Raw genomic sequence first — 23,527 nt, forward strand, 5'->3', positions numbered from 1 at the left:
CAGCGAGGGTTTGAGTTGTCGGGTATCGATAAGACATTAACTGATCAGTAACCGGGACATTATGTCATCCCTTCGGGATTCGAGAGTGATCTATTCTATGGAATTAGTAATATGTCATCCCTTCGGGATTTAGGAGTTATCTATTATTCAGTGGTAGTATTATGTCATCCCTTCGGGATTTAGGAGTCGCACATTCTTCGGTGGTAGTATCATGTCATCCCTTCGGGATTTAGGAGTTATCTATTATTCAGTGGTAGTATTATGTCATCCCTTCGGGATTTAGGCAATATTTGGTTCTCTTGATATTCCATCCCTTCGGGATTGTTTATAAAATAGCATATCTGGCAGACAAGGCTGAACAATTTAATGGATGGTTTGTTCTATTGAGAAAATCTTTAGGCAGTATCATGATCATACAACTCATCATTTTTTTACTACTCAACTTTGGTGCGTTGGCATTAGGTGGATTGTTTACCGGCAGTGGTGTATCATCTGACTGGTACAATGGATTAAACAAAGCTCCCTGGACACCTCCGGGTTGGATGTTCGGCTTGGCATGGACAACGATAATGATTTGCTTTTCAGTTTATATGGCAAAGGTTTGGAACACCGGTGAGAATAAAAATTTTCTCATAATTCTCTTTGTTATTCAGTGGATATTAAATGTATCGTGGAATCCAGTTTTTTTCTATTTCAATTTTAGCGGTCTCGCGCTTGTACTCATCGTGTTGTTGGCTATTCTGGTTGGACTCATATTATATCTGAACGCATCACAGGCAAAGTGGTTTTCTCTTTTGATTTTACCTTATTTCGTCTGGTTGTTGATTGCAACTTCTTTAAACGCTTACATCGTTTTTAAAAACTAAACGGTAACATCAATTCAAGCTCTGTACGCATCTTTCCATAACAAGCGAAAGGAAATTAAAACCTAACGTCTGTTTCGTCTTAGCGGAATGAGATGGAGGAATAGTCTGCCTTAAAAACTGCTTAGCATCGGGAATTTTACGCGCACTTTCGTTCCTACACTTTGCGCTTGTTCATTATACTTATCAATCACCTCCACAATATAATCACTACTGTTCAACTCATTCAAAACTTCTAATCGGGTGCGTGTTAGTTTCATTCCGTGCGAAATTCCGGCAAATCCTTTTCTGTCTTTTTTTAATTCCATTGCCTTTTCTCTACCTACTCCATTATCATCAATCTCACAACAGATGGCATCATTTTCAATGCAAAATGTGATGGTAAGTTCACCCGGATAATTAATCAATCCCAATCCATGAATAATTGCATTTTCTACATAGGGCTGCAGTAACATGGGAGGAATCTCAAATTCTTCAGTATCCAAATCAGGACAAACTTTTACCTCATAGCTGAATTTATTGCGATGTCGTTTTAATTCCAAGTTCAGGTATGCTTCCAAAAATTGGATCTCTTCTGTAATAGTGATAGTTTCACGCAAAGAATTATTCAGTACAAGGCGCATCAGTTTAGAAAATTCTGAAACATAATCCAAGGCCGGCTCCGGTGTTTGTTCCAGAATGTAAAACTGAATTGAATTCATGGAATTATAAATAAAATGCGGGTTGATTTGTGAGCTCAACAACATGGATTGATATCTGAGTGCACGCTTCTTTTCCTCTTCTGATCTTTCTTTTGACAAAATAATTTCAGTTACATCAGACACCAAATAGATAGTTCCTGTTTGAATACCACTTTGATCATAATAAGGAGCCTCATTATACAATACCACTCGTTGTTTTCCGTCTTTGCTATAAATAGTCTTTTCAACACGACCATCAACAATTTCGTTCTCATCTCTGTTCAAACGTTCATCAAAATCAAATTCACTTTTGTATGACTCAAGCGCATTAATATTTTCACCCAATAAAGATTTTTTTGAATGTCCACTCAGATTTAAAAAGCCCTTGTTTACATATCGTATTTTATTAGTCATATCTGCAATGATGACTCCTTCATGCATCATTTCAAGAATACGATTAGATGCATAAGAAGTACTGAATGCAAAAAGTTTATATTTTTTTTGCGCAATGAAAGAAGCCAATACAAAAGTGAAAATTGAAGGTGCAGTTAAAGGCACTTCACCTATACCCGGTAAAATAGGCATGATGACTTGGGTAATGATACCAATTGCCGCCGGAATTAAATATCCAAAAAATAACCAACGTGCGCGTAAAACATCATCTTTTTCCATCAACGATGAAAGAGCCATGTACCTTGCCAATACAAACAGAATTGTAAACGCCACACAACCCAGCCAGATTAATTCAACGGTATGAAACCAAGAAGGATCAGGTGAAGATACCCAACCCCAAGCTTCGTGAGGAACAAATTCCTGATCAATATTAAAAAGTACGTGAGCTGGTAAAAATATTGTCATCGGTAATAGTGCTCCAATTCTAAAATACCATGACTGCACCATTTTTTTATTTCCAGATAACATGAGGGCAAACACCAATCCGAAAATAAGCATTGGCGCCAGTACTATTGCTACGGCATGATTAAAAATAAATACAAACTCAGTGTTTGAACTCAACCGCATCAGACCATCACATACCTGCCAAATAAAACAACCGGAGATAAACCAGAGATAATTGCGGGTAATAGCACTATTCGGGAATCGGTTACGCACATACACCGCTAACGCCAGCGAAAAAACGCCCACGATTAGCGACAAAAAACCTAACCCATTAAATTGAAAATTGAATCCCGACAAAGTACAGCGTTTTACTAAATGTAGCTAAAAATTGAAAATTGGACGCACATAGTTTCCCTTTGCTGATTTTTTTATTCCAATCGTTTAGAATATCGTGGGGGACACGAGCAAGATTCTCGCACCAACGGTTTTTTTTATGTGATAAAATTCTAAATACAACTCAAGATCGCATGCGCTCGTGGTCACGCAATATTTTCAGTTGGATGATTGGATCCGAATCAAAGGAAAATTGACTCTCATCTGCTGCGTGAAGATTTGAAATTTCTTGCATCACAGGTGAATTATCTTTTCCGTGATCTCTCAGAAAATGCAACAACTTAAGAACTCTGAAAGCATCAAACCACGCAAAAAATCTTTTATAAAATGAAGAATCTGATGCTGAATTATTGCGCATTGAATGCAATGCATCATCAAATTTTTCTTGCTTCAACCAATCTAATAGTAAAACTGAATCTGCTGAATTTTGAAATAAATTCATGATCAATTCTGCGCCATTAGGGCGTAATTGCGGAACAAGTTTTACGATAGACGAAATCAACTGAAATGAATTGAAATTATAGGTGTAATACTGTTTCTGATTCTGCGCCAAAAAATCTGTGACTGATTTACCCGTTCCAAATGGCACGCGATCAGAAACACGAGGAGAAGGAATAACACGGGTAGAATTCAATTCTGAAAAATTACCCAGAGCAATAATTTTATGAAGAAAATAAAAATCTTCTCCTGCCTTTCTACGATTCATTCCTCCTTGTTTCTGATAGGCCGACGAGCGAACAGCCATGCTTGAACCAATGGTATGAAATGCATACGGCAATCTGCAATAACGCATACATAAATTATAGTATCGCAGATGCAATTCATATTGTGTAATGGCATGCATAATTTCTTCACCGTACTCATCACTATTCAAGGGATGTTCAAAATAAACTGAACAACCGGGTGATGTCGGATGAAGCTCAAAAAAATGGCGATGCACCGCTGTCAGATAATTTTTATCACACAAACTATCTGCATCAAAACAAAGAATAATGCCATCTGCACCAATCATTTCAAAACGGGCTACGGCTTCGTCCATTCCAATTTTTCTGGCTAAACCTACGCCTGCATGTTTTGTTGGCAAATTAGCAACATGAATTAAATGCCAGGTTATATTTTGCTGCGTATTATTTTTTTTCCATTGCAAAAACTCATTCTGTGTTTTCATGTTTTGATCAAGAATTGCTTGTTCATGATGAAGCCCGGAATTCAAAACAACAATTACCTCAACATGGCAGATTGGCTGATCACACAAGGCCAAGGCGCAAAGTGTATCCAATAATTTTTCTTCATTAAAACAGGGAATTACCACAATCACCTGCGTATTAAAATGGGCAGGTTCACTGATTTGTGGTTTGCAGAAAGCGTGTTTTTTTAGGTAAAGACTCATGTGGTAGGTGCCTATTATGAACTAGCACTCATCAACCTACATTCCGGGCATACCGGGCATTCCACGCATGCCTTTCATCTGACGCATCATGTTAGCCATGTTCTTTTTATTGCTCATCATGTGCATCACTTTTTTAGTTTCATGGAATTGCTTGAGCAGTTTATTCACCTCGTTGACATTGGTTCCGCTTCCAGTTGCAATTCGGTTTTTGCGAGATACGTTAATGATATCAGGATTGGCTCTTTCTTTGGGTGTCATGGATTGAATAATAGCTTCAATGCCTTTGAATGCATCATCATCAACATTTACATCTTTCATAGCTTTACTCATGCCCGGAATCATACCCATCAAATCTTTGACATTACCCATTTTTTTGATTTGCTGAATTTGTGCGTAGAAATCATCAAAATCAAATTTATTCTGGGCAATTTTCTTCTGCAGTTTTTTTGCCTCAGCCTCATCATATTGTTCCTGCGCCTTTTCAACGAGAGACACAACATCTCCCATTCCCAAAATACGATCAGCCATACGAGCCGGATAGAACACATCCAAGGCATCCATTTTTTCACCGGTACCAACAAACTTGATAGGCTTGTCAACAACAGATTTTATTGATAGCGCAGCACCACCTCGTGTATCACCATCTAATTTGGTGAGAATAACGCCGTCAAAATTGATACGATCATTAAATGCTTTAGCTGTGTTGACAGCATCCTGACCGGTCATGGCGTCAACAACAAATAAAGTTTCAGAAGGATTGATTGCTTTTTTTATTTCAGCAATTTCAGTCATCATCTCTTCATCAACAGCCAAACGACCGGCGGTATCTACAATGACAACATTGAAACTTTTTGTTTTGGCATAAGCAATCGCATCTTTTGCAATTTTTACCGGATTTTTCTCTTCTTTGTTTGAGTACACTTCAATACCCAACTGTTCACCCAGTACATGCAACTGATCAATAGCGGCAGGACGATAAACGTCACAAGCAACAAGCAGCGGATTTTTACCTTTTTTGTTTTTTAAAAAACTTGCCAGTTTACCGGTATGCGTTGTTTTACCAGAACCCTGTAGACCTGACATCAGAATGATACCGGGATTACCTTTGATATTGAGTTCAGCTTGCGTGCCGCCCATCAATTCAATCAACTCTTCATGACAAATTTTGGTGAGCAATTGCCCGGGAGAAATTGCAGTAAGTACATTTCTACCCAATGCTTTTTCTTTTACCTGTTGTGTAAAATCACGTGCGGTATTAAAACTAACATCGGCATCAAGCAAAGCGCGGCGAACTTCTTTCAGTGTTTCAGCCACGTTAATTTCAGTGATTTGTCCCTGACCTTTTAATACCTTGAGCGCTCGGTCAAACTTCTCTGATAAACTTTCAAACATACCCGTATCCTTTTATTTGCGTGACAAAGATAGCAAAATTGGGGGGATGAGAAACGAGAAAATATTTCTCACCTTGGTGCCAATCATTACAACATATCCATACGCTTTAGATTGAACTCAATCGAACTTTATTTCTGGTGCCTAAAAAATATTTCGACCTGAATTCGTATTTTTATAGCAAGACAAACCGGAGTCGTACCTAACAAATTACCAACGAAAAAACACATGCAAGGAAGATGCTTAATGATTGGAAAAAAATTCATAGGTTTGGCTAAAACACAACTATTTAGCGACTTATTCCTTTTTTGTTCAGTTTACATTCGTCAGACATAGGTTATTTATGAGATATAAAATCGAACTAAGAAATATTAGCAAAATAATAGTATTAATATATCTAATGGCTTTGTTCAATATCAACGGTTTAGCAGAAGAAAATATCTTTAATTCAAGAATTAAACAAAGTATCAAACCCCACCTATATATGGGTTTAGCACTCGGTAGGGAGACGTTTATTAGTATGTTTCTACCTAAAATTGGGGTGATGGGAACAGTATCATTTGGAAAGCAAAAAAAGAATAGCTCTTTTGGAGTTGACTTTCCCAAGTATGGAATGTATGGCGCTGCTGATCTAACTATATTTGGACTATTTCAAGTTGCTTTAAGTATGACAACTTGGGTAGGTTTTAAAATAGGTCCTTTGACAATTGATAATTCCATTGCATTTGTCCGTGGATTTCCTGATGGAAAAAAAGTTAACGATGATTTTTATTTACGTACGATAAATCCAAAAATTGGCTTAAAAATAGGAATCGTTTGGTTGAAATTTGGACCATCATACACGATAAGTGGGAAATGGGATCAGCTGGATAATTGGTTCAAAATAAAAAATAATTTCTTCAATTTTGATCTTAATTTTGTCATGGACATTTAATAAAGAGATTTATTACAAACCTTTACTCTTACAATTGGCAAGTCAAAGAAATACTACATGGGAACAATGCAATATGGAAATATTGGATAATTTCACGTATTGGTCGTTTGGTAAAAGATTCTGGAGTACTTCATGAACTTCAAAGAATAGCTTTTCACCCAACGAAACGAGAGATTGTTGAATACGTTGACCAATTAACCAGAGAAATTCTATCATAAAGAAAGTGAAATACCTTTTTATCTTATCCTTGTTTGGGTTGTTTGGCTGTAAATCAAAGAGCAAGGAAATTGCATTCTGGAATTGGTTTTCATCAATCGAAAAAGAGTTCTATTCTGATTATATCAATGGTGTAAATATTGACCAGCACAATCAAGAAATATTGACTGAGCTTCATCAGGTAAACCCTCAGATATTTTTTGAAATTAGTTATGGCGATAACAATACGCTAAATTTAACTTTCACTGCAGATGGAATGATTGAAATATTTCCAGCTGTTTCAAAATTAGTTGAAGTAGCTCCTAATTATGATTCATGGAATGTTTTTGCGTTTAGACAACGTATTCCGGGAGATGGCTTTGTTATTGAGTATGGCAAATATATCATCTCATATTCTGATATTTATTTTCAATATTCAACTCAAAACAACCAATTTGGTGTTCAACTTAACATATTAAACTATGACAGCACTGGAGAAATGCAGGAAGCGACTTTTGTATTACTCGATAATCTTCTTGGAGAAGAAGACGTTGTTAAAGAAATAGATTGGATAGAATGGACCCCACTCAATTTAGAAATGAGAGACTCTCTCATGCCCTTCATTGAATTACGAAATCTTGTGGATATGCAAAAATAATGATGTAAATAGGCGCACTTAGTACCTGACATCAACTCCCCTCACTCCGTTAAATCTTTTTCCCCGCATACGTGTAAGATGCATTGCCTCCAAGTCCGCCTGAACTCAGATATACGTAAATGCTATCATCAATAAATTGTAAAGTGAATTGATCATGTAGTTCAAATTCTTTGTACTCGTTCTCTTTTCTGACTGAGTCAACCGGAATTGATCTATTAAATAAGTATAGGTTTACCCCGTCTCTCTGCACTTCAAGGGTGTCAATATAAGTAGTGTCAACGATCATGGGAGTAATATCAAAATAATAGTAATCCACCTGACACTGATATAAACCAGCAAACTTTTCTGCCTTATGCTTATAGTTTACCCACTTCTTAGAACAGAGGTCGTTCAAAATTAATTGTTTTTTTAAGCTGCATCATTTTTGGAATAAATATTTGCTGGCCTTTTGTAATCAAGTGAGCTATGCATCCTATCAAAATTGTAATCGTTCATAAATTCCTCGATCACCTTGTAAAGTTCAATACCGTTGTGGTAATCTTTGAACTTTAAGTGCTCGTATTTGAGCGTTCTCCAAAAGCGTTCGATAAAAATATTGTCAATGGCTCTTCCCGTTCCATCCATTGAAATTTTGATGTCATTTTGTTTTAAAAGTTCAGTGTGTTCTGAAGAAGTGTATTGCGATCCCTGATCAGTATTTACAATTTGAGGTTTACCATGACGCGCGATCGCATCTTTCATCACTGCCGTGCACCATGACGCTTCCATTGTGTTTGACAAGCTCCAGCCAACTATAAAACGACTGTGCAAATCCATAATTGCCGACAGATATAGGTAGCCGGTTTTCATTGGAATACAGGTAATGTCAGTGGCCCAAACCTGATTCGATTTTTCGATTTTTAAATTTCTGAGCAGATAAGGATATTTAAAATGATGTGGATGGGATTTTGATGTGTGGCCCAGGAACAATGGCTTTCAAATCCAATAATTTATAAAGTCTGCCGATTCTTTTTTTGTCCACTCGGTAGCCGTGCTCTCTCAACCAACGTGTCATTCGTGGAACTCCCCAAAAAGGTTTATTCAGGTATTGTTCATCAATTTTTTTCATTAAAAACAAGTTTAATTGTGATTCGCCTTTTGGTTTGTAATACAAACTCGATGGCGATATTTCTAAAAGTTGGCACTGCCTTCTGATTGAAAGTTTTGGATGTGACTTTTCAACTATCATCCTGCGTTGATCAATACTCATTTCTAGGAGAGACTTTTTTTAAAAAGTCATTTTCCCTGAAGTTGTCCAATGCGCTAACAGATTTTCGCGATCTTTATCACTCATCGCTGTATCTTTTTGGTCAGATGAAAAAATACACGCCGCATTTTTTACAAATTCTTGTTTCCAGGCAGTAATCTGATTTGGATGAATTTCATACTTCTGAGCGAGTTGCTGAATTGATTCTCGTTCTTTCAGAGCTTCCAGAACTACTTTTACTTTGAACTCCGGGTTGAAGTTCCTTCTCTTTCTTCTTGAGGTCATAGATTTGAATTTAGTTATTTTTTCAAATTAGACCAGTGTTCTTAAATTTGGGGTGAACTATAGCTTATCACATGATAAACAAATCGCACTCAAAATAAAGGAGAAGAAAATGGAGGAAATTTTACTTGTTGACATATGGTTTGATAATTTCGTATTTAACCAAAACTTAAATATAATAAATCTCTTATCTTCAACTCAAATATGTGACTATGAGATATTATAAATCGTATATCCTACTTTTATTTTCATTAGCTTTTTGTTGTGTTGGATGTAAGACGGATGTCCCGGTTGATGAGACACCGGTTGATATAACGAGCATTTTGGATACAACAAAAACTGAAGAGGCCATAAACAACTTGCCGATTGAAGACGATTACAGCGCAGATACCGTTGTACGTATCCGATTCAACGAAATTGATATAATTCTCAGCGGCACCATGATTTATGATGAGCAAGAGACTTTGAAACATATTCAACCTGATACCGTGAGTATGTTTGTTGAACTTGGGTGGGATGTTGAAGGCATTCAAATCAGTTATCAAACTGAAAACATCACGGATATTAAAATTTCTCAACGCTATGAAACAAGTGTATCAATTAGTGATGAAGGTCCGCATTGCGATATGATTAACTGGAAACATTACACTTCACCATGGCATCAATTAACCCCTGACACCAATGGAATATACATTACAGATGATTATGATTCGGATGATAACAGTAAGTTCCCAGATGTGTCTATGGCAGAATTTAAGCAAGCTGTGCGGGAACATTGTGATGAATTTTATGAAGGATTGATTGCAAATAATCAAAGTGTGAATGAACTACCATCTCATTCTTCAATCAGCAGAGTTTTTTTCAGCGTAACCGGAAAAGATAAAAAAACAGGCAAGAAAATTTCTAAACTCCTCATCTTTGAAATTGCAATGGGGTGTTAAGCTTTAGATAAACAAGGGAATCAACAAGCCGAATAACATGGCAAGCTTTAGCAAATTGGCCGCCATTAAATACTTCCGTCTGTTTGGAAATGAAGGCAGAAAAAGAGAGAACAAAAAGTCACCAACACCGCCAGACTAATAAGAATGAGTGCAACAATTTGTTGTGGCGCATGCAAAATCATTTCAGGTAAAAATTGAAATAGAATCACCATGACTCCTATCATTCCGACAAGTAATAAAATGGTTAGCGCAAATAAAAGATATCGCGTATTATCTAAACCCCATTTTATTGGAATTGATTTGCTTCCAAGTAATAAGTCACCTTTGATATCAGCCACATCTCCTGACTTCCGCACTGGGACACCCAAACTTAAAAGGAAAATAATTCAGCGAGGTATTTTTGTTCATTGGTTAACAAAAGTAGTCTTTTGATTTTGTCGTTATAACCATCTAAAACGACGGATATTTCTGTAATATTTTCAGCGATCTCAATCGCTTTGTTTGCGCTTATTTCCGCGCCTTTCTCGTTGAGTTGCCTTTCAAGTTCTTTGTAAATTTTATAAGCGACAAAAGAAATACAAATATGAGCTTCAATTCGGCGCTGCAAGCGGTGATAGATTGGTCTTATTTTCAAATCTGATTTTGATATTCTAAATGCTTTTTCAATCTGCCACAGATGATGGTAGTTTTCAATGATTTGTTTTTTATTGAGTTTAGCATTCGTGAGATACCCTTTAAGTCCATCCCATTTGCAGTCTTGTGCAATTTTTCTTGATTAAGAGCAACGAGTATTTCACCATCCATCTTTAGAAATTTATTATATCCGCGGTTGTTTATGTTTGATTTGGTCAGGCGTCCGGTTCGTATTTGTTTGGCTATTTTTCTCAAGCCTTTTTCACGATTATAGCTGTCTTTCTTGGCTCGATCATCAGAATAAGTAATAATGAGTTTTAAATTCCCTTTTCTTATAACCGTACTTTGTCCGTTTTTAAGTTTTAGAGAAAGAATTTTTTCTTTGACAGATGCAGTTTCATTTTTTATTCGCGCTCCTAAAATAAACTCGTGATTTTTGCTTTGAAGTTCATCTATATTTGATTTTGAAAGTAGTCCGCTATCTGCTATTATTACTAATTGCTTGAGGTTGTATTTTTCTTTAAAAGCATTAACCACGGGGAGCATTGTATGTCCTTCAAACTTGTTTCCTTCAAAAATTTCATACGCCAGCGGATAGCCATTTTTACTCACTAACAAGCCAAGCACTATTTGAGGATTTTGATGTTTACCTTCTTTAGAAAAACCCGTTTTCCGAAGTTCATCTTCCTGATCAATTTCAAAGTAAAGTGTTGTTACATCATAAAAGACAACACTGATTTGATTGTTCAAAATCTTAAGCGTATGATCATAGCTGATTTGTTGTACAAATTTTTTGTGTCTATTGTAAAGCTTATCAAGATAACGATAAAGCTGATCTTCACTCCAATCAATTTGTTTGTAACGCAGAAGATATTCTGTGGTCTTTAATTTGCTTTTGGGATATGCGATACGACCTAAAACAAGTTCCCTGAAAAATTCATCTTTGATTTTATCAAATCCTATCTCGTCAAAAATTCGACCTAACAATAAATCATAACCAACACGTTTAAGGGTTTCTATTCCGTCTAAAAAACTTAACGGCTTGTTCTAGTACATTTGAAAAATCGAGTTCCTGAGCACCTGAAAAGTTTCTTATCCAGGCATGACCTCTTTTAACCAAATCAGATATTTCCTCCTGATCTGAACCAACTCCAACGGTATGTAATACCTTATAACTACCAGAACTTTTATCTATAATCTGAACTGAAATTTTCCCGCTTTTATTTTTCTTTTTGCGAATAAACATGAAGTAAAAGTAATAAACGAGACTCTGGGACACCCAAAAGCTGTTGTTTTTAGCGTCTATATACTTGATTTACTTATAGATAATATTTGAGCTTAGAAAAAGTGCGGAAGTCAGGAAAAAACAGGCAAGAAAATTTCTAAACTCCTCATCTTTGAAATTGCAATGGGGTGTTAAGCTTTAGATAAACAAGGGAATCAACAAGCCGAATAACATGGCAAGCTTTAGCAAATTGGCCGCCATTAAATACTTCCGTCTGTTTGGAAATGAAGGCAGAAAAAAGAGAGAACAAAAAGTCACCAACACCGCCAGACTAATAAGAATGAGTGCAACAATTTGTTGTGGCGCATGCAAAATCATTTCAGGTAAAAATTGAAATAGAATCACCATGACTCCTATCATTCCGACAAGTAATAAAATGGTTAGCGCAAATAAAAGATATCGCGTATTATCTAAACCCCATTTTATTGGAATTGATTTGCTTCCAAGTAATAAGTCACCTTTGATATCAGCCACATCTTTCACAATTTCACGCACCAAATTGGTGCCAAAAGCAAAACTTGCAAAAAGCCATGTATTGGTGACAAACACCGGTGAAAGTGGATCATTAAAAATCAAAACATAAACCGGAACGAGACCGGTTAGTATAGCCACTAAAAAATTACCTGCAAAAAATGTTCGCTTAAAATACATGGAATAAAACCACAACACATTGATGCAAATAAAAGGAATGAGAGGAATCATCCAATCTTGATATTTCCATCCAAGATAAAGTGCAATGCAAAGACCAATGGAATTGAAAACCCAATTAAACAAAATAGCCCAACGTCTTTTAATATACTTGTCAATGATCAACAACTCAGGTTTATTCACCCTGTCAGCTTTCACATCAAAATAATCATTGATGATATTACCCGCAGCCGCAATAAGCAAAGTAGAAAGTACCAATAATAAAAAATCTGCCTGCAATAAGTCAATATATGTTCCTCGTGTGATGAATTTTTGAAATACCCCCATAGTCACAGCAATGACAACCAAATTCATGGTTCTGATCAATCTCAAAAAATGATACAGCTTCATCATGAGTTTACTTGTTTTTATTGCTGAGCATTTGGTGCAACATATTAAATAGCGACAATTTTATAGACTGTGCGTCTGTTTTTCTGATGCGCTGCTTTTATTTCTTTATCGGTAGTAAGTTTTGCAATTTCTTCATCCGTAATTACAGGTTGTGTTTCTCCAAATCCTTTGTAGGTTAAACGCTCTTTTGCAATTCCTTTTGAAATAAGATAATCGTAAACTGCCTTGGCTCTGTTTTGGCTGAGTTCTAAATTATGTTTATCATCACCTTGCGTATCGGTGTGACCTTGCAATTCAATTTTTAATCCCGGATTATCTGTCAAGTATTGCGCCAATTTATCTAATTCAATGTATGATTCAGGTCGCAAATTATAAGAATCCAAATCAAAGAAAACATTTTCAAGCGTAATTTCATCACCAACAGAATTCAAGGCTACCAGCGGAATATCACGATGATAAGGTTCATCAGAATTTTCAGGAACCGTTAGCGTAAAATTGACACTGTAAGGCAAATATCCATCGCGTTCAACAAAGAGAGCATAATCTTTATTCACGGGCAGGGTAACTAAAAAAGATCCGGTTTTAGAATCAGAATACGAGTATACCACTTCTTCTTTTGTTTCAAGATCAATGAGGCGAAAATCAGCACGCAGTTTTTGATTTGTTTTTGAATCAAAGACAGTTCCGGTCATGTAAATAGTTTTTGTCGGGCGAATTTCTTCAGGCATTTCAAATTCATACAAATCAAGTTCACCCATTCCGCCCGGACGATCAGAAGCAAACACGGCTACTTTGCCATCAGCATAAACAAGCAATGAATTTTCATCATGTTGTGTATTGATAGGATAGCCTAGATTTTTTGGATCACTCCAAGTGCCATCAGGTTGTAAAGTAGTCATGTATAAATCATAACCACCCATTCCAATATGTCCGTTAGACGCAAAGTACAATGTTTTGCCGTCAGGGTGAATGAGCACTGACGATTCAGATTTTGGTGTATTGATATTATCAGGCAATTTTTTTGCTTCACTCCATGATCCGTCATCTTGCAAATAAGAAACATAAATATCTCCGTTGCGAATATTTTTAGCACCACTTCCACGAATAGGTCCTCTGATAAAATAAAGTGTTTTTCCATCAGCAGACAGTGAAGGTTGAGTTTCCCAATTTTGTGTATTTACACCACCAGGCAGATTAATGGGATCATACCAAGTATTTCCCACTTTTTGCGTGATGAACAAATCACAACTTCCGTATCCGCGGCGTCCTTCACCATAACCGTAGCGTTCATCTACACATCCAACAAAAATCAACGTGCGTCCGTCAGGTGCAAAAGTTGGTGCACCTTCATTGTTGGGAGTATTAATGTTTTTTGGCATCGGCTCACCCATATTCCAATACCCGTTTAAATTATCACTGATGAAAAAATCTTCTTGAAAATATCCATTAGACTGCGTGACACGTCGTGTGAACAAAAGCTGTTGTTGATCTACCGTAAGCGTTGGAAAATATTCCGGATCAGCCGTATTCACACCCGATCCCACATTAATAGGATTAAACGGAAGAGGATTTTTAATAGCCTCCACCGCGAATTCACAATTTGCAATCACCCATTTTGCCTCAATCAGCATTTCAGGATTTGCATTAGGATAAGACTGATAAATTTTTGCATGCTTCAAAGCATCTTCATACAAACCTTCAGACCATTCAAGCAAAGCAAGATCAAAATAAATATAACCCGTTGATGACACGGTTGGTTTCACTTCCAGCACTTTCTTATATGCTGCAATCGCCTCCTGCACACGTCCAATCTGAATACAAAATTCAGCCTTCAGCAAATACGCATCAGAGAACAAAGGATCCTTTGCAATCGCTTTATCCATGTACGCAATTCCCGTTTCATAATCAGGATACCCGGTTTGAGGATTGATTTGATTTATCGCATCCATCCCTGCCTCAGCATACTTAATAGCCTTTTTACTTTTAGTATCCCATTGTCCCATTTGAGCACACGACACCAAGGCATAAAAAAACACCCCAAGCATCAACATGATTTTTTGAATTGGCAATCTTCCGTTCATATTAACCTATTTTAATTCTATATTCGTTTAATCAACTTTAGTCTTTCCCCTATTCCTTCCTACCGCAACCACCGTCCTAGCGAAACCTCTGTACTACCCCAACCACCGACCTACCGACACACCGACCTATCGCAACCACCGTCCTAGCGAAACCTCCGTCCTACCGCAACCACCGACCTACCGACACACCGACCTACTGACACACCGACCTACCGCAACCACAGTCCTAGCGTAACATCTGTACTAGCGAAACCACCGCCCTACCGACACACCGACCTACCGCAACCACCGTCCTAGCGTAACATCTGTACTAGCGAAACCACCGCCCTAGCGAAACCTCCGTCCTACCTAACCCCCAAAACCCTATGCGTCTGCAACGAAACCCTCCACTTCACATGAGACTTAACGTAATCAATCATCATTGGTAACACTTCCTCTCGCTTATCCCATTCAGGCTGTAAAAATAATTTACATTCTTGTTTTACCTTCATTGAGTGTTCCTCAGCCCAGTCAAAATCATGCTTGTTAAAGATAACTATTTTCAATTCATGCGCTCGTTCAAACGCTTCAGGTAAAGGTGCTTTAAATTTTTTAGGCGATACACAAATCCAGTCAAATTCTCCGGTAATTTTAGATGATCCTGATGTTTCAAGTGCAACCAGCAATCCGGTTTTTTTTAGTTCTTGAGTTAAATAATTCAAATCATGCAAACAGGGTTCACCTCCGGTTATGATAACAAAATCTGTTCCTGATTTTTTTGCTCTGTTCACTATTTCATCAACGGCAACTACCGGGTGAGCAGTTTTGTCCCAGCTTTCTTTGACATCACACCAAACACAACCAACATCACAACCCGCAAGACGAATGAAGTAAGCGGCGCGTCCTGTATGAAAACCTTCACCTTGCAGAGAATAAAATTCTTCCATCACGGGAAGGCTATTTGAAGAAACGTGATTCACAAGTGAAGCTTAATGAGTAGTTGTCATGGTTTCAGGCACGCAAATAATAAAATCAGCAATGCCCATATTCTCTTCTGAAAGCTTGGTAACATCTGCTTGAGTGACGGTTGAGATAGTCATGATTTTTTCCATGCTCACATCTTTTTTCAGATAATGAATGATGCCTTCATAATGATCAGAATGGTATGCCCCATTATAATGCAGAAATAAACCATCAGGTGGCAGATTCTTTTTAATAAAGTAAGCCATGGTCGCATCTTTAATAGCCTGAGCAATGGCCATGTTGTATCCGCCGTGATCAGAATTCAATAATTCTTTATAACAATTCACAGTAGTATCAAATTCAAACGTATTGAGCGGAACAATATATGTTTTTGCAAGATCAGACAAACTATTCAATGACTCTACACCTTTCTTATAGACCATGCTCGCATATCTACGCGGAATATTTGTAGCAATGAATAGCAATTTATTCACTTTTGCAAATTCAAGCAAGGGTTTATAATCCGTATTATAGTTTGGCCATAGGCGTACTTCATCCATGAAACTTTTTTCTGAGATTAACCCGTTCAAATATTCATCCATGATGTATTGATTGTCGGCTTCAAACATTTCAGCGCCCAATATCAGGTCATTTTTTTTCAGATCATAACATGATTTAGTCAACTCATATTGCAACCAGTGAGAGATAGGATTATTGTGATACTCTCCAAAGAAAACATAATCTTTCCCTTCAAGATTTTCTACCATTTTTTCATAAGTAGTTTCTTTGCCTTTGGCGTTGTAAAGAACATACGCAGGTTGCTCTTTAGTAAATGAAAGTGACGAAAAAAGTATCGTCAATCCAAGAATTACAGTTTTTTTCATGTGCATTTTTCAAATGTGTGATCAGGGAATTTTTTACTTCAGATACTTCCCCGTTGATATCGTAATAATTCAAAAATAAGGCTTTTTTGTAAGCTTGAGCTAAGTACTTGATGAAAGGAACTAAAAGATACCCAACAGGTGCAGCAGCCTGTCATTTGAAAATAAGATAAAAATGGCCAAGGGATAAAGAATGTAGATTGAAACCAACCGCCAAATTGAGAAACGCAGTACCGGCCGTTTATAGACAACCAGCAATAAGGGTACACAAAGAAAAAATTGCACTAAGGGAAAAGTACCATACATTGAATCGTATGATTTCACGGTGTACAATTTATATTGGTCAAATGAATCAAGTAATTTCATGCGGTCAGCATGATTATCGGGATCTATCACAGGTGGATCAAGAATAACTGAAACAGCTTTCAAATCATGAAATAAAAAACTGCGATGTCCGCAGACCTGCCCGTAATAATCATTCTGCCAATACGCAGGCTCTTCAATACTAAACTTTTCACTATAGGCACTCACAAAATGGAAATGTCTTACCCTTGACAATTCATATTCAGGAATGGTTTCAAACTCTGAAGTAGCAAAAAAATCAAGCGTTAGCATAATAGACACAATAAAGGCGTACCACGCACCTGCCTTGAACCATTTCCATTTCCAGCCTCCGGTGATCATGGCAAAATAAGCTGCATCTTTTCTTTCTTCTTCTTCTTGCTGAAATTTAAAACGTGCTTTAGCAAAGGCAATTTTTTCAGCCAGTATTTCATCATCTGACTTCTGCCGAACAGGCTTTGTTGTCTGATGTTTGCGTTGACCTGTAAGCACTTCATACGCCTCAGTGATCAACAAAAATTTCTGGTGTGCATCAGCTGAATTATTTTTATCAGGATGATATTTAAAAGCCATTTTGCGGTATGCTTTTTTAATAGCATCCACATTATCTGTTGGGTTAATACCTAGTACTTTAAAATATCTCAGACGTTCGTCTGGCATGGTTAACGATTAAGTGGTAACAAATCTGTAATACCAAAAGTGACAAAAAGTAAATAAATACTTGCCGGAAAAATTAAAAACAGGCACAACATCCTGCCAAATTTAAACATAGCCGTTGGGCGCTTATACCACATTACCAATAAGGGAATCAGCAAGATAATTTGAATATAGATGTAATAACTATAAATAGAATTAAACCGCCAGACATCATATTCAGTGTAGGTTAATGGTGTTTTCGTATCTTGATAACCTGATGTCCAAGAGAGATATTTTGGTGCACCGAAAACAGGCGAATTCACTACGCAAAAACTGGTATCTAAAAATCCGGTCAACTCAGTGTATTTTGGAAAATACCAATCATCACCTTGTTGCATAGCACCTGAATGAAAAACATAATCACTGGACGACAAGTGGGTTCGGCCACCATCAAATACCGTTTCAACAGTAATCAGCAAGGCTAGGCCTAAACAATAATAGGAGAATATTTTAAAAATTTTCCAATTAGTACCAGAACTGATTTTTTGAAAATACGCTCCTTCTTCTGCTTGCTCTTTTTCCTTAAGCTGCTTGGTGCGTTCTGCAGCAAGACGCATTTTTTCTTGTAATGAAATTGGGTTGTTTTTACTTTGCATGAAGTTAAAGATAGGAAAAAGAAAATATTTCGAATGATTAATAAACCTATCGTTCAATGTAGAAAATATGATGCAGATTATACAAGCACCTGATGAGTCAATTCTTTTTCAATAAACAGAATAAACCGAGACAACCATGCAAATTACTCATTGTAAAACACTTCTGTCTTTGCACTCATTTCTTTTAATTGAGAAATAAATAAAAAACGGAATGCACAAAATCAATGCTGAATAATTCGCTAAATTCACGCCGGAATCAGATTCATTTAACCCGAATGACATCATTTCTTTTTTAACCGCGATACGGAATAGTCAAGGATCATTGATGCTTTGATATTTTCATACAGTATGTTGAGAAATTATAAACTTATAACTTTTAAACTGATCAAATAACACAATGAAAAAATTATTGTTTTTTACTATCACATTCGTTGCCTTGAACCTCACAGCGCAAGATCAAAACTTTGAAGGAGAAATTAAATGGAGCGAACTCTTTGAAATAACGTCCAAAACTTTGTCACCGGATATCATTGGTCAAGATGGAGAATCAATTTATATCACACGCATCATTAAGGGAAAAAGATACATTGAAAAATACTCAGTCACTAATCTTACGCTTCAAGGATCTGTTTTGATTGAACTTGTTTACGATAAAAATAAATTGTATTTGATGGACCACTTTATGTTTAAAGGGACACCTGTTTTCATGACAGGCTATTTTGATAAAAAAATGAGAACAAGTTATACCTTTATCCAAACTGTTGACCCCGGTTCATTAGCCCTCTCAGAACCAAAGAAAATCAGTGAAATTTACATGATGAACGCCGGCAAGAGTTCTTTTATGCTAACGCAGTCTCAGAGTCTTGATTTACTATCATACAAACTCAATTCTGGGATGGAAATTTCAGAGAATGGTGAATTCGCTTTTTATATGACACCTGAAATAACTTCAACTACCACTGAAGAAGATATTGCGGCAGGAAATATCAGCATCAAGGGTTTGCTTTTTGGAGAAGCTGGAGAAATTATTGAAGAATCACAATTCAAAATTCCGGTAAATAATTTTTACACCATCCGCACCAAAGTTTCAAATGAAGGAGAAGTATATCTATTAGGCTATGATATGATCATTGAAGAAAATAATGATAAAGGAGTTTTTCAGCGCGATAAAATAGTGCTCGGCGACTTACATCTTTTGCTAATTGACTTTTCAACAGACGAGGTACTTTCAACAATAATTGATACAGAAGAAAAAACAATAGAGAGTATCACCATAGACTTCAATCAAGCAGGTGGATTAAGCATTGGTGGTTTGTACAGCAGTGATGGAAAAGGCGTTGCAGGTAGTTTTATCATTGGTGTTGACCAGACTTTTGATATTACAACATCAACTTTTACTGATTTTGAAGATGATTTCATTACCTCAACCTGGTCTGAAAAGAAAAAAGAGAACTATGATGAAAAACAAGATAAAGGTAAAAATGTAGATGAACCGGTTTTCTACAATTACGATGTAAATCACTTAATTTCAAAACCGGATGGATCAAGCCTGATGCTCGCTGAGCAATATTACGTTCGTATAGTTACTCATACGCACCGTGGCGCCAACGGCAGTACATATACCACAACCACATATTACTATTATTACAATAATATTATTGCCGTGAATTATGATGCTGACGGCAATCTGGCATGGAAAACTATCATTGAAAAACATCAGGTTAGTGCTAATGACGGCGGATATTATTCATCGTATTTCACACTACAAAATGAAAATGATGTAAGAATAATTTATAACGACAGAAAATTAAATAACATGGATACTGAAGGCATGTCAAATGCTGAAAAAAAGGAATTGAAAGGCTCAACTATTGGGGTGAGCGTAAATCTTGATTCTGAAGGAGAACAATCCAAAGAAATATTATTTGAATTTGAAGAAGGAGGATTGAGATTAGTGCCAAAAGCATGCGAAAAAATAAGTGGTCAACTTGTGTTTTTATATGCCAGAAGTTCAAAAGGAGACAAAATAGGTACTATTGCATTTTAGTTTACATTTAATTTAGGAAATTGCTAGACATTATTTAAGTATGAAAAAAACAGGAATTATTTTATTGGTCATTCTGCTCTGTACAGGTTCTGTTTTCAGTCAGCAGCTGGAAAAGTTTACATCACTCCAATGCGGAGGCAAACTACCCGATGATTTTACAACCCTATCATCACGAAAATATGAGGAAGATTTACGTGTTAACAAAGACGATGAACTGGATAAAAACTTTTTTATTTCAACCCGTTTCATTTTTGATGAACTTCTTCTCAGCGGACAGATTCTTTTCAATGAGCCTGTTTCAAATTATCTGAATAAAGTAGCCAGATATGCACTAAGGGGTGAAAACACACTCCAAAATGAGTTGCGCTTTTATATTTTGAGATCAAATATTGCCAACGCTTATTCCACTGATCAGGGGGTAATACTTTTCACAACAGGTTTACTAGCTCAGTTAGAATCAGAAGCACAACTTGCCTATATACTTTGTCATGAAATATCTCACTACACTGAAAAACACGTGCGCAGTGAATATGTTGAAACAGCCAAAATATCCAATGGAAACGGACAATACAGAAACACAAAATATAGAAACAGACTAGAACTCATCAGCAATTACAGTAAGGAGCTCGAATTAGAAGCCGATGAAAAGGGAATTGACATGTATTTAAATACTGAGTACAACGTAGAAGAAATATTCACCGGTTTTGAAGTATTGCATTATACGTACCTTCCATTTGATGACATTTCATTTGACACAAATTTCTTCTCAACAAGTACCATGAAAGTACCGGGTTCTCTTTTCCCTGATACAATCAATCAAATTACACAGGAAATTGATTATGACGACGACGGTCATAGCCACCCAAACATTCAAAACAGAATAGATGCCGGCTTAGATTATTTGGGTGATCGAACTTCAAAAGGAGATAAAAAATTTGTAGTGTCAGAAGATGATTTTTTCAAAGTACGTGATTTGTGCCGTTTTGAAAGTATCAATATTGCCTTGGCTGAGCGCTCTTACGGATCTGCACTTTACATGGTGTATCTATTAAAAAGACAATATGCAGACAATAAATTTCTTGACTTAAGCTTGGTAAAGTGTTTATATGGATTAACAAAATATAAAAACCACGGTCGTTATAGTGAAGTAACTGTAAAACCATCTAAAATTGAAGGCGAAAGCTATACCCTTCACCAGTTTCTGAAAAATTTATCTAAACCACAACTCAACGTAATTTCATTCAGAAACATTTATGATATCGCCAAAAAATATCCGGACGATAAAATATTTCAAGAATATCTAGCGGACATAAAAAAAGAATTGGCAATGAATTCAGGTGTAAAACCAACAGATTTTTCAGAGCGCAGTTTTGAAGAACACATTCAGTATTCACAAACAGTGACAGAGCAATTTGACATTGAAGATTCAATTCGTAAAATAGATGAATCTGATTTGTCAAAATATGAAAAAATCAGACTGAAGAAAAAACTGAATGAATTGAGTACAGTATCTGAAACGGATGCTACAAACGCTGAATTTCATTTATTTGCACTACATGATTTGGTGAAAGAGCATGACTTGATCAACGAACTTAAAACAATCATCAAAGCAGAAGAAGAAAAAGAACAAGAGCAAAAAGAAGCCATGCTGCTTGAACAAAAATCGGCGTTAACTAAAAAACCAAAACATCTGGGCATTGACAAATTAGTTGTGGTAAATCCAATGTATGAAAATTATAAACTGAATGAAAAACAGAATCACTTCAAATCTGAAGATAAAAAAATCAGCGTCTCAGAAATGTACACATCAGAGTATAACGGACTTGATTTAGAAACCCAGTTGGTTGACTCAAAAAACCTCACGGCTGATGATGTTGATGAATACAATGATCTTGGATTGCTTTTGAGATGGATATCTGAAGTGAGTGAGCACGATGAAATTGATATGATATCGTCTTGCCATGATCAAATGAGTATTTTGCAAGAAAAATATGGTACCTCTCATTTTTTATTCAGTGGTATTTATGCCTACAAAGAGCGTACTGAAATGACGGGCGTTCACTGGTATGGCATCATGTTTATTTACACAATTCCTCTTGTAATCATTGATTTGCTCATTGTACACAACTACTTTGATATTCTGGCACTCAGTATAAATTCTGAAACAGATGACGTAGAATTTGAACAAGTCACCAGCGTCAATCTCAAAGGCATTGACGGTATATTGAAAGCATATATTTATGACGTATTATATCAGTTAAGTTCTGATCCTAAAAACAAAAAATAATGATAAAGTATTTAGTACTCCTGAGTGTGATTTACGGACTTTCAAAACAAAATTTGTCAGCCCAAACCGCCGGTTACCTTGGTTCAAAAAATGGTTTCATGATACAGTACAACATGGTACCTTCACAGGCATACACTGCCAAGCAACTTGACGGATATGTAAAATACCGTTGGAAATGGATCAACCAAAGTTTTGCGGTTTCTTATTCCCGGGCTATGTCAAAAAAAATTCAACTTACAGCCGGATATCAATTTGCAAAAATTAATTTCTACGCAGGACACAGATTTTTAGGTACTGACGGAGAATTAAACTTTAGCAATTATTGGGGGTCGTCTAACACCACTTATGTATTCAGCGAACATGCAAATGCAAATTACCATGGAGGTTTTTTTGCGCTTGACATTTTCAGACATGGTAGCATGGCGCCTATTGGTAAATACATTGGATTCTCCTTAAATTTTGGAAGTATGCATTTATCTGATAGCACATCTTGCTCTTACATCTATGCAGCCAACTCAGGTAGTCAACATCTCACATACCACAATTATACGACAGGTACGCAAGAACCAATCAATCTAGTTATTGATGAAGAAAAAAGAATCACCAGTTTTCAACTCAAAATAAGAATTGGTAGAATGTATCCAATCACTGATCATATTATATTGAACGTTGGCATGTCAGCTCCTTTGTTTTCAACTTATCGGGTTGACAATTTAATCTCAGAATATGGCTTCAATTTGCGAGATGAAAATAAACTAGATTTCAACAATAATTATGAAAAGACATGGGAAAAATATGCCATGCGTTCATTAAGAATTTATCACTTGTTACAAGTAGAGATTGGACTGAAAATTTGTTTGTAGCTGTTCCTGTAGAATCTTGCGAATTATT

The 23,527-nt window shown here is 36.4% G+C and carries 22 protein-coding genes and 1 pseudogene; 8 read left to right on the plus strand and 15 right to left on the minus strand.

Annotated elements, in window-relative coordinates; all coding sequences use genetic code 11:
* Positions 1 to 407 precede the first annotated feature (407 nt).
* Positions 408 to 866, plus strand: coding sequence for a tryptophan-rich sensory protein (locus IPH66_11105; GenBank protein ID MBK7129898.1), 459 nt, complete (start codon positions 408 to 410; stop codon positions 864 to 866).
* A gap of 110 nt (positions 867 to 976) precedes the next feature.
* Here the strand turns inward: IPH66_11105 and IPH66_11110 are convergent, their stop codons facing one another.
* From IPH66_11110 to ffh, 3 genes are all read right to left on the minus strand, one after another.
* Complete coding sequence (locus IPH66_11110) at positions 977 to 2,686, minus strand: histidine kinase (GenBank protein MBK7129899.1); 1,710 nt, start codon at positions 2,684 to 2,686, stop codon at positions 977 to 979.
* A gap of 211 nt (positions 2,687 to 2,897) precedes the next feature.
* Positions 2,898 to 4,163, minus strand: a complete 1,266-nt coding sequence (locus IPH66_11115) for a glycosyltransferase family 2 protein (GenBank protein MBK7129900.1) — start codon at positions 4,161 to 4,163, stop codon at positions 2,898 to 2,900.
* Positions 4,164 to 4,199: 36 nt separating this feature from the next.
* Positions 4,200 to 5,555 (minus strand): signal recognition particle protein, encoded by a 1,356-nt coding sequence (gene ffh, locus IPH66_11120; protein MBK7129901.1) that lies wholly within the window; start codon positions 5,553 to 5,555, stop codon positions 4,200 to 4,202.
* Between the two features lie 340 nt (positions 5,556 to 5,895).
* On the opposite strand from ffh, the gene IPH66_11125 reads away from it, so the two are divergent.
* Genes IPH66_11125 through IPH66_11135 form a run of 3 tightly spaced genes read left to right on the plus strand, consistent with a single transcriptional unit; the run spans position 5,896 to position 7,339 of the window.
* Positions 5,896 to 6,486 (plus strand): hypothetical protein, encoded by a 591-nt coding sequence (locus IPH66_11125; protein ID MBK7129902.1) that lies wholly within the window; start codon positions 5,896 to 5,898, stop codon positions 6,484 to 6,486.
* Positions 6,486 to 6,704, plus strand: a complete 219-nt coding sequence (locus IPH66_11130) for a DUF5071 domain-containing protein (GenBank protein ID MBK7129903.1) — start codon at positions 6,486 to 6,488, stop codon at positions 6,702 to 6,704. Before IPH66_11125 ends, IPH66_11130 begins: the two co-directional genes overlap by 1 nt.
* Before the next feature lie 5 nt (positions 6,705 to 6,709).
* Complete coding sequence (locus IPH66_11135; GenBank protein MBK7129904.1) at positions 6,710 to 7,339, plus strand: hypothetical protein; 630 nt, start codon at positions 6,710 to 6,712, stop codon at positions 7,337 to 7,339.
* Positions 7,340 to 7,388: 49 nt separating this feature from the next.
* On the opposite strand, the gene IPH66_11140 is transcribed toward IPH66_11135, so the two are convergent.
* The 4 genes from IPH66_11140 to IPH66_11155 are packed head-to-tail and all read right to left on the minus strand — an operon-like array spanning position 7,389 to position 8,870.
* Positions 7,389 to 7,733, minus strand: a complete 345-nt coding sequence (locus IPH66_11140; protein ID MBK7129905.1) for a hypothetical protein — start codon at positions 7,731 to 7,733, stop codon at positions 7,389 to 7,391.
* A gap of 14 nt (positions 7,734 to 7,747) precedes the next feature.
* A complete protein-coding gene (locus IPH66_11145) occupies positions 7,748 to 8,308 on the minus strand; it encodes an IS3 family transposase (protein MBK7129906.1) in 561 nt (186 codons plus the stop codon).
* Positions 8,265 to 8,588 (minus strand): transposase, encoded by a 324-nt coding sequence (locus IPH66_11150; protein MBK7129907.1) that lies wholly within the window; start codon positions 8,586 to 8,588, stop codon positions 8,265 to 8,267. The genes IPH66_11145 and IPH66_11150 overlap by 44 nt, the downstream gene beginning before the upstream one ends.
* Positions 8,589 to 8,606: 18 nt before the next feature.
* Positions 8,607 to 8,870 (minus strand): transposase, encoded by a 264-nt coding sequence (locus IPH66_11155; GenBank protein MBK7129908.1) that lies wholly within the window; start codon positions 8,868 to 8,870, stop codon positions 8,607 to 8,609.
* Between the two features lie 209 nt (positions 8,871 to 9,079).
* Between IPH66_11155 and IPH66_11160 the strand changes: the two genes are divergently transcribed.
* Positions 9,080 to 9,808, plus strand: a complete 729-nt coding sequence (locus IPH66_11160) for a hypothetical protein (protein MBK7129909.1) — start codon at positions 9,080 to 9,082, stop codon at positions 9,806 to 9,808.
* A gap of 65 nt (positions 9,809 to 9,873) precedes the next feature.
* Here the strand turns inward: IPH66_11160 and IPH66_11165 are convergent, their stop codons facing one another.
* From IPH66_11165 to IPH66_11200, 8 genes and pseudogenes are all read right to left on the minus strand, one after another.
* Positions 9,874 to 10,164, minus strand: coding sequence for a hypothetical protein (locus tag IPH66_11165; protein MBK7129910.1), 291 nt, complete (start codon positions 10,162 to 10,164; stop codon positions 9,874 to 9,876).
* 14 nt (positions 10,165 to 10,178) lie between these two features.
* Positions 10,179 to 11,687 (minus strand): annotated as a pseudogene (locus IPH66_11170) (IS1634 family transposase).
* Positions 11,688 to 11,864: 177 nt separating this feature from the next.
* On the minus strand, positions 11,865 to 12,767 hold the full coding sequence (locus IPH66_11175) for a geranylgeranylglycerol-phosphate geranylgeranyltransferase (GenBank protein ID MBK7129911.1): 903 nt from the start codon (positions 12,765 to 12,767) through the stop codon (positions 11,865 to 11,867).
* A gap of 41 nt (positions 12,768 to 12,808) precedes the next feature.
* Positions 12,809 to 14,845: a PD40 domain-containing protein gene (locus tag IPH66_11180; protein MBK7129912.1), complete on the minus strand. Its 2,037-nt coding sequence runs from the start codon at positions 14,843 to 14,845 to the stop codon at positions 12,809 to 12,811.
* 344 nt (positions 14,846 to 15,189) lie between these two features.
* Positions 15,190 to 15,771, minus strand: a complete 582-nt coding sequence (locus tag IPH66_11185) for a 7-carboxy-7-deazaguanine synthase QueE (protein ID MBK7129913.1) — start codon at positions 15,769 to 15,771, stop codon at positions 15,190 to 15,192.
* 42 nt (positions 15,772 to 15,813) lie between these two features.
* Positions 15,814 to 16,671, minus strand: coding sequence for a ChaN family lipoprotein (locus tag IPH66_11190; GenBank protein MBK7129914.1), 858 nt, complete (start codon positions 16,669 to 16,671; stop codon positions 15,814 to 15,816).
* Positions 16,672 to 16,791: 120 nt separating this feature from the next.
* On the minus strand, positions 16,792 to 17,670 hold the full coding sequence (locus tag IPH66_11195; GenBank protein MBK7129915.1) for a DnaJ domain-containing protein: 879 nt from the start codon (positions 17,668 to 17,670) through the stop codon (positions 16,792 to 16,794).
* A 2-nt stretch (positions 17,671 to 17,672) separates the two neighbouring features.
* Positions 17,673 to 18,302, minus strand: coding sequence for a hypothetical protein (locus IPH66_11200; protein MBK7129916.1), 630 nt, complete (start codon positions 18,300 to 18,302; stop codon positions 17,673 to 17,675).
* A gap of 397 nt (positions 18,303 to 18,699) precedes the next feature.
* Here IPH66_11200 and IPH66_11205 point away from each other — a divergent pair, with 397 nt between their 5' ends.
* From IPH66_11205 to IPH66_11215, 3 genes are read left to right on the plus strand one after another with little or no spacing between them, the layout of a single operon-like run.
* Positions 18,700 to 20,349 (plus strand): hypothetical protein, encoded by a 1,650-nt coding sequence (locus IPH66_11205; protein MBK7129917.1) that lies wholly within the window; start codon positions 18,700 to 18,702, stop codon positions 20,347 to 20,349.
* 40 nt (positions 20,350 to 20,389) lie between these two features.
* Positions 20,390 to 22,636 (plus strand): M48 family metallopeptidase, encoded by a 2,247-nt coding sequence (locus IPH66_11210; GenBank protein MBK7129918.1) that lies wholly within the window; start codon positions 20,390 to 20,392, stop codon positions 22,634 to 22,636.
* Positions 22,636 to 23,499 carry a hypothetical protein gene (locus tag IPH66_11215; protein ID MBK7129919.1) on the plus strand — a complete coding sequence of 288 codons (864 nt, stop codon included), beginning with the start codon at positions 22,636 to 22,638 and terminating at the stop codon, positions 23,497 to 23,499. Before IPH66_11210 ends, IPH66_11215 begins: the two co-directional genes overlap by 1 nt.
* The last annotated feature ends 28 nt before the right edge of the window (positions 23,500 to 23,527 follow it).

The organism is Crocinitomicaceae bacterium (assembly GCA_016708105.1).
Taxonomy (GTDB): Bacteria; Bacteroidota; Bacteroidia; order Flavobacteriales_D; family Crocinitomicaceae; genus JADJGJ01.

Coding starts and splice junctions, on each gene's coding strand:
- IPH66_11210 (MBK7129918.1), top strand. CDS start 20,390: ATGAAAAAAACAGGAATTATTTTATTGGTCATTCTGCTCTGTACAGGT.
- IPH66_11160 (MBK7129909.1), top strand. CDS start 9,080: ATGAGATATTATAAATCGTATATCCTACTTTTATTTTCATTAGCTTTT.
- IPH66_11115 (MBK7129900.1), bottom strand. CDS start 4,163: ATGAGTCTTTACCTAAAAAAACACGCTTTCTGCAAACCACAAATCAGT.
- IPH66_11200 (MBK7129916.1), bottom strand. CDS start 18,302: ATGCAAAGTAAAAACAACCCAATTTCATTACAAGAAAAAATGCGTCTT.
- IPH66_11180 (MBK7129912.1), bottom strand. CDS start 14,845: ATGAACGGAAGATTGCCAATTCAAAAAATCATGTTGATGCTTGGGGTG.
- IPH66_11205 (MBK7129917.1), top strand. CDS start 18,700: ATGAAAAAATTATTGTTTTTTACTATCACATTCGTTGCCTTGAACCTC.
- IPH66_11125 (MBK7129902.1), top strand. CDS start 5,896: ATGAGATATAAAATCGAACTAAGAAATATTAGCAAAATAATAGTATTA.
- IPH66_11215 (MBK7129919.1), top strand. CDS start 22,636: ATGATAAAGTATTTAGTACTCCTGAGTGTGATTTACGGACTTTCAAAA.
- IPH66_11185 (MBK7129913.1), bottom strand. CDS start 15,771: ATGGAAGAATTTTATTCTCTGCAAGGTGAAGGTTTTCATACAGGACGC.
- ffh (MBK7129901.1), bottom strand. CDS start 5,555: ATGTTTGAAAGTTTATCAGAGAAGTTTGACCGAGCGCTCAAGGTATTA.
- IPH66_11175 (MBK7129911.1), bottom strand. CDS start 12,767: ATGATGAAGCTGTATCATTTTTTGAGATTGATCAGAACCATGAATTTG.
- IPH66_11150 (MBK7129907.1), bottom strand. CDS start 8,588: ATGAGTATTGATCAACGCAGGATGATAGTTGAAAAGTCACATCCAAAA.
- IPH66_11195 (MBK7129915.1), bottom strand. CDS start 17,670: ATGCCAGACGAACGTCTGAGATATTTTAAAGTACTAGGTATTAACCCA.
- IPH66_11190 (MBK7129914.1), bottom strand. CDS start 16,671: ATGAAAAAAACTGTAATTCTTGGATTGACGATACTTTTTTCGTCACTT.
- IPH66_11105 (MBK7129898.1), top strand. CDS start 408: ATGATCATACAACTCATCATTTTTTTACTACTCAACTTTGGTGCGTTG.
- IPH66_11155 (MBK7129908.1), bottom strand. CDS start 8,870: ATGACCTCAAGAAGAAAGAGAAGGAACTTCAACCCGGAGTTCAAAGTA.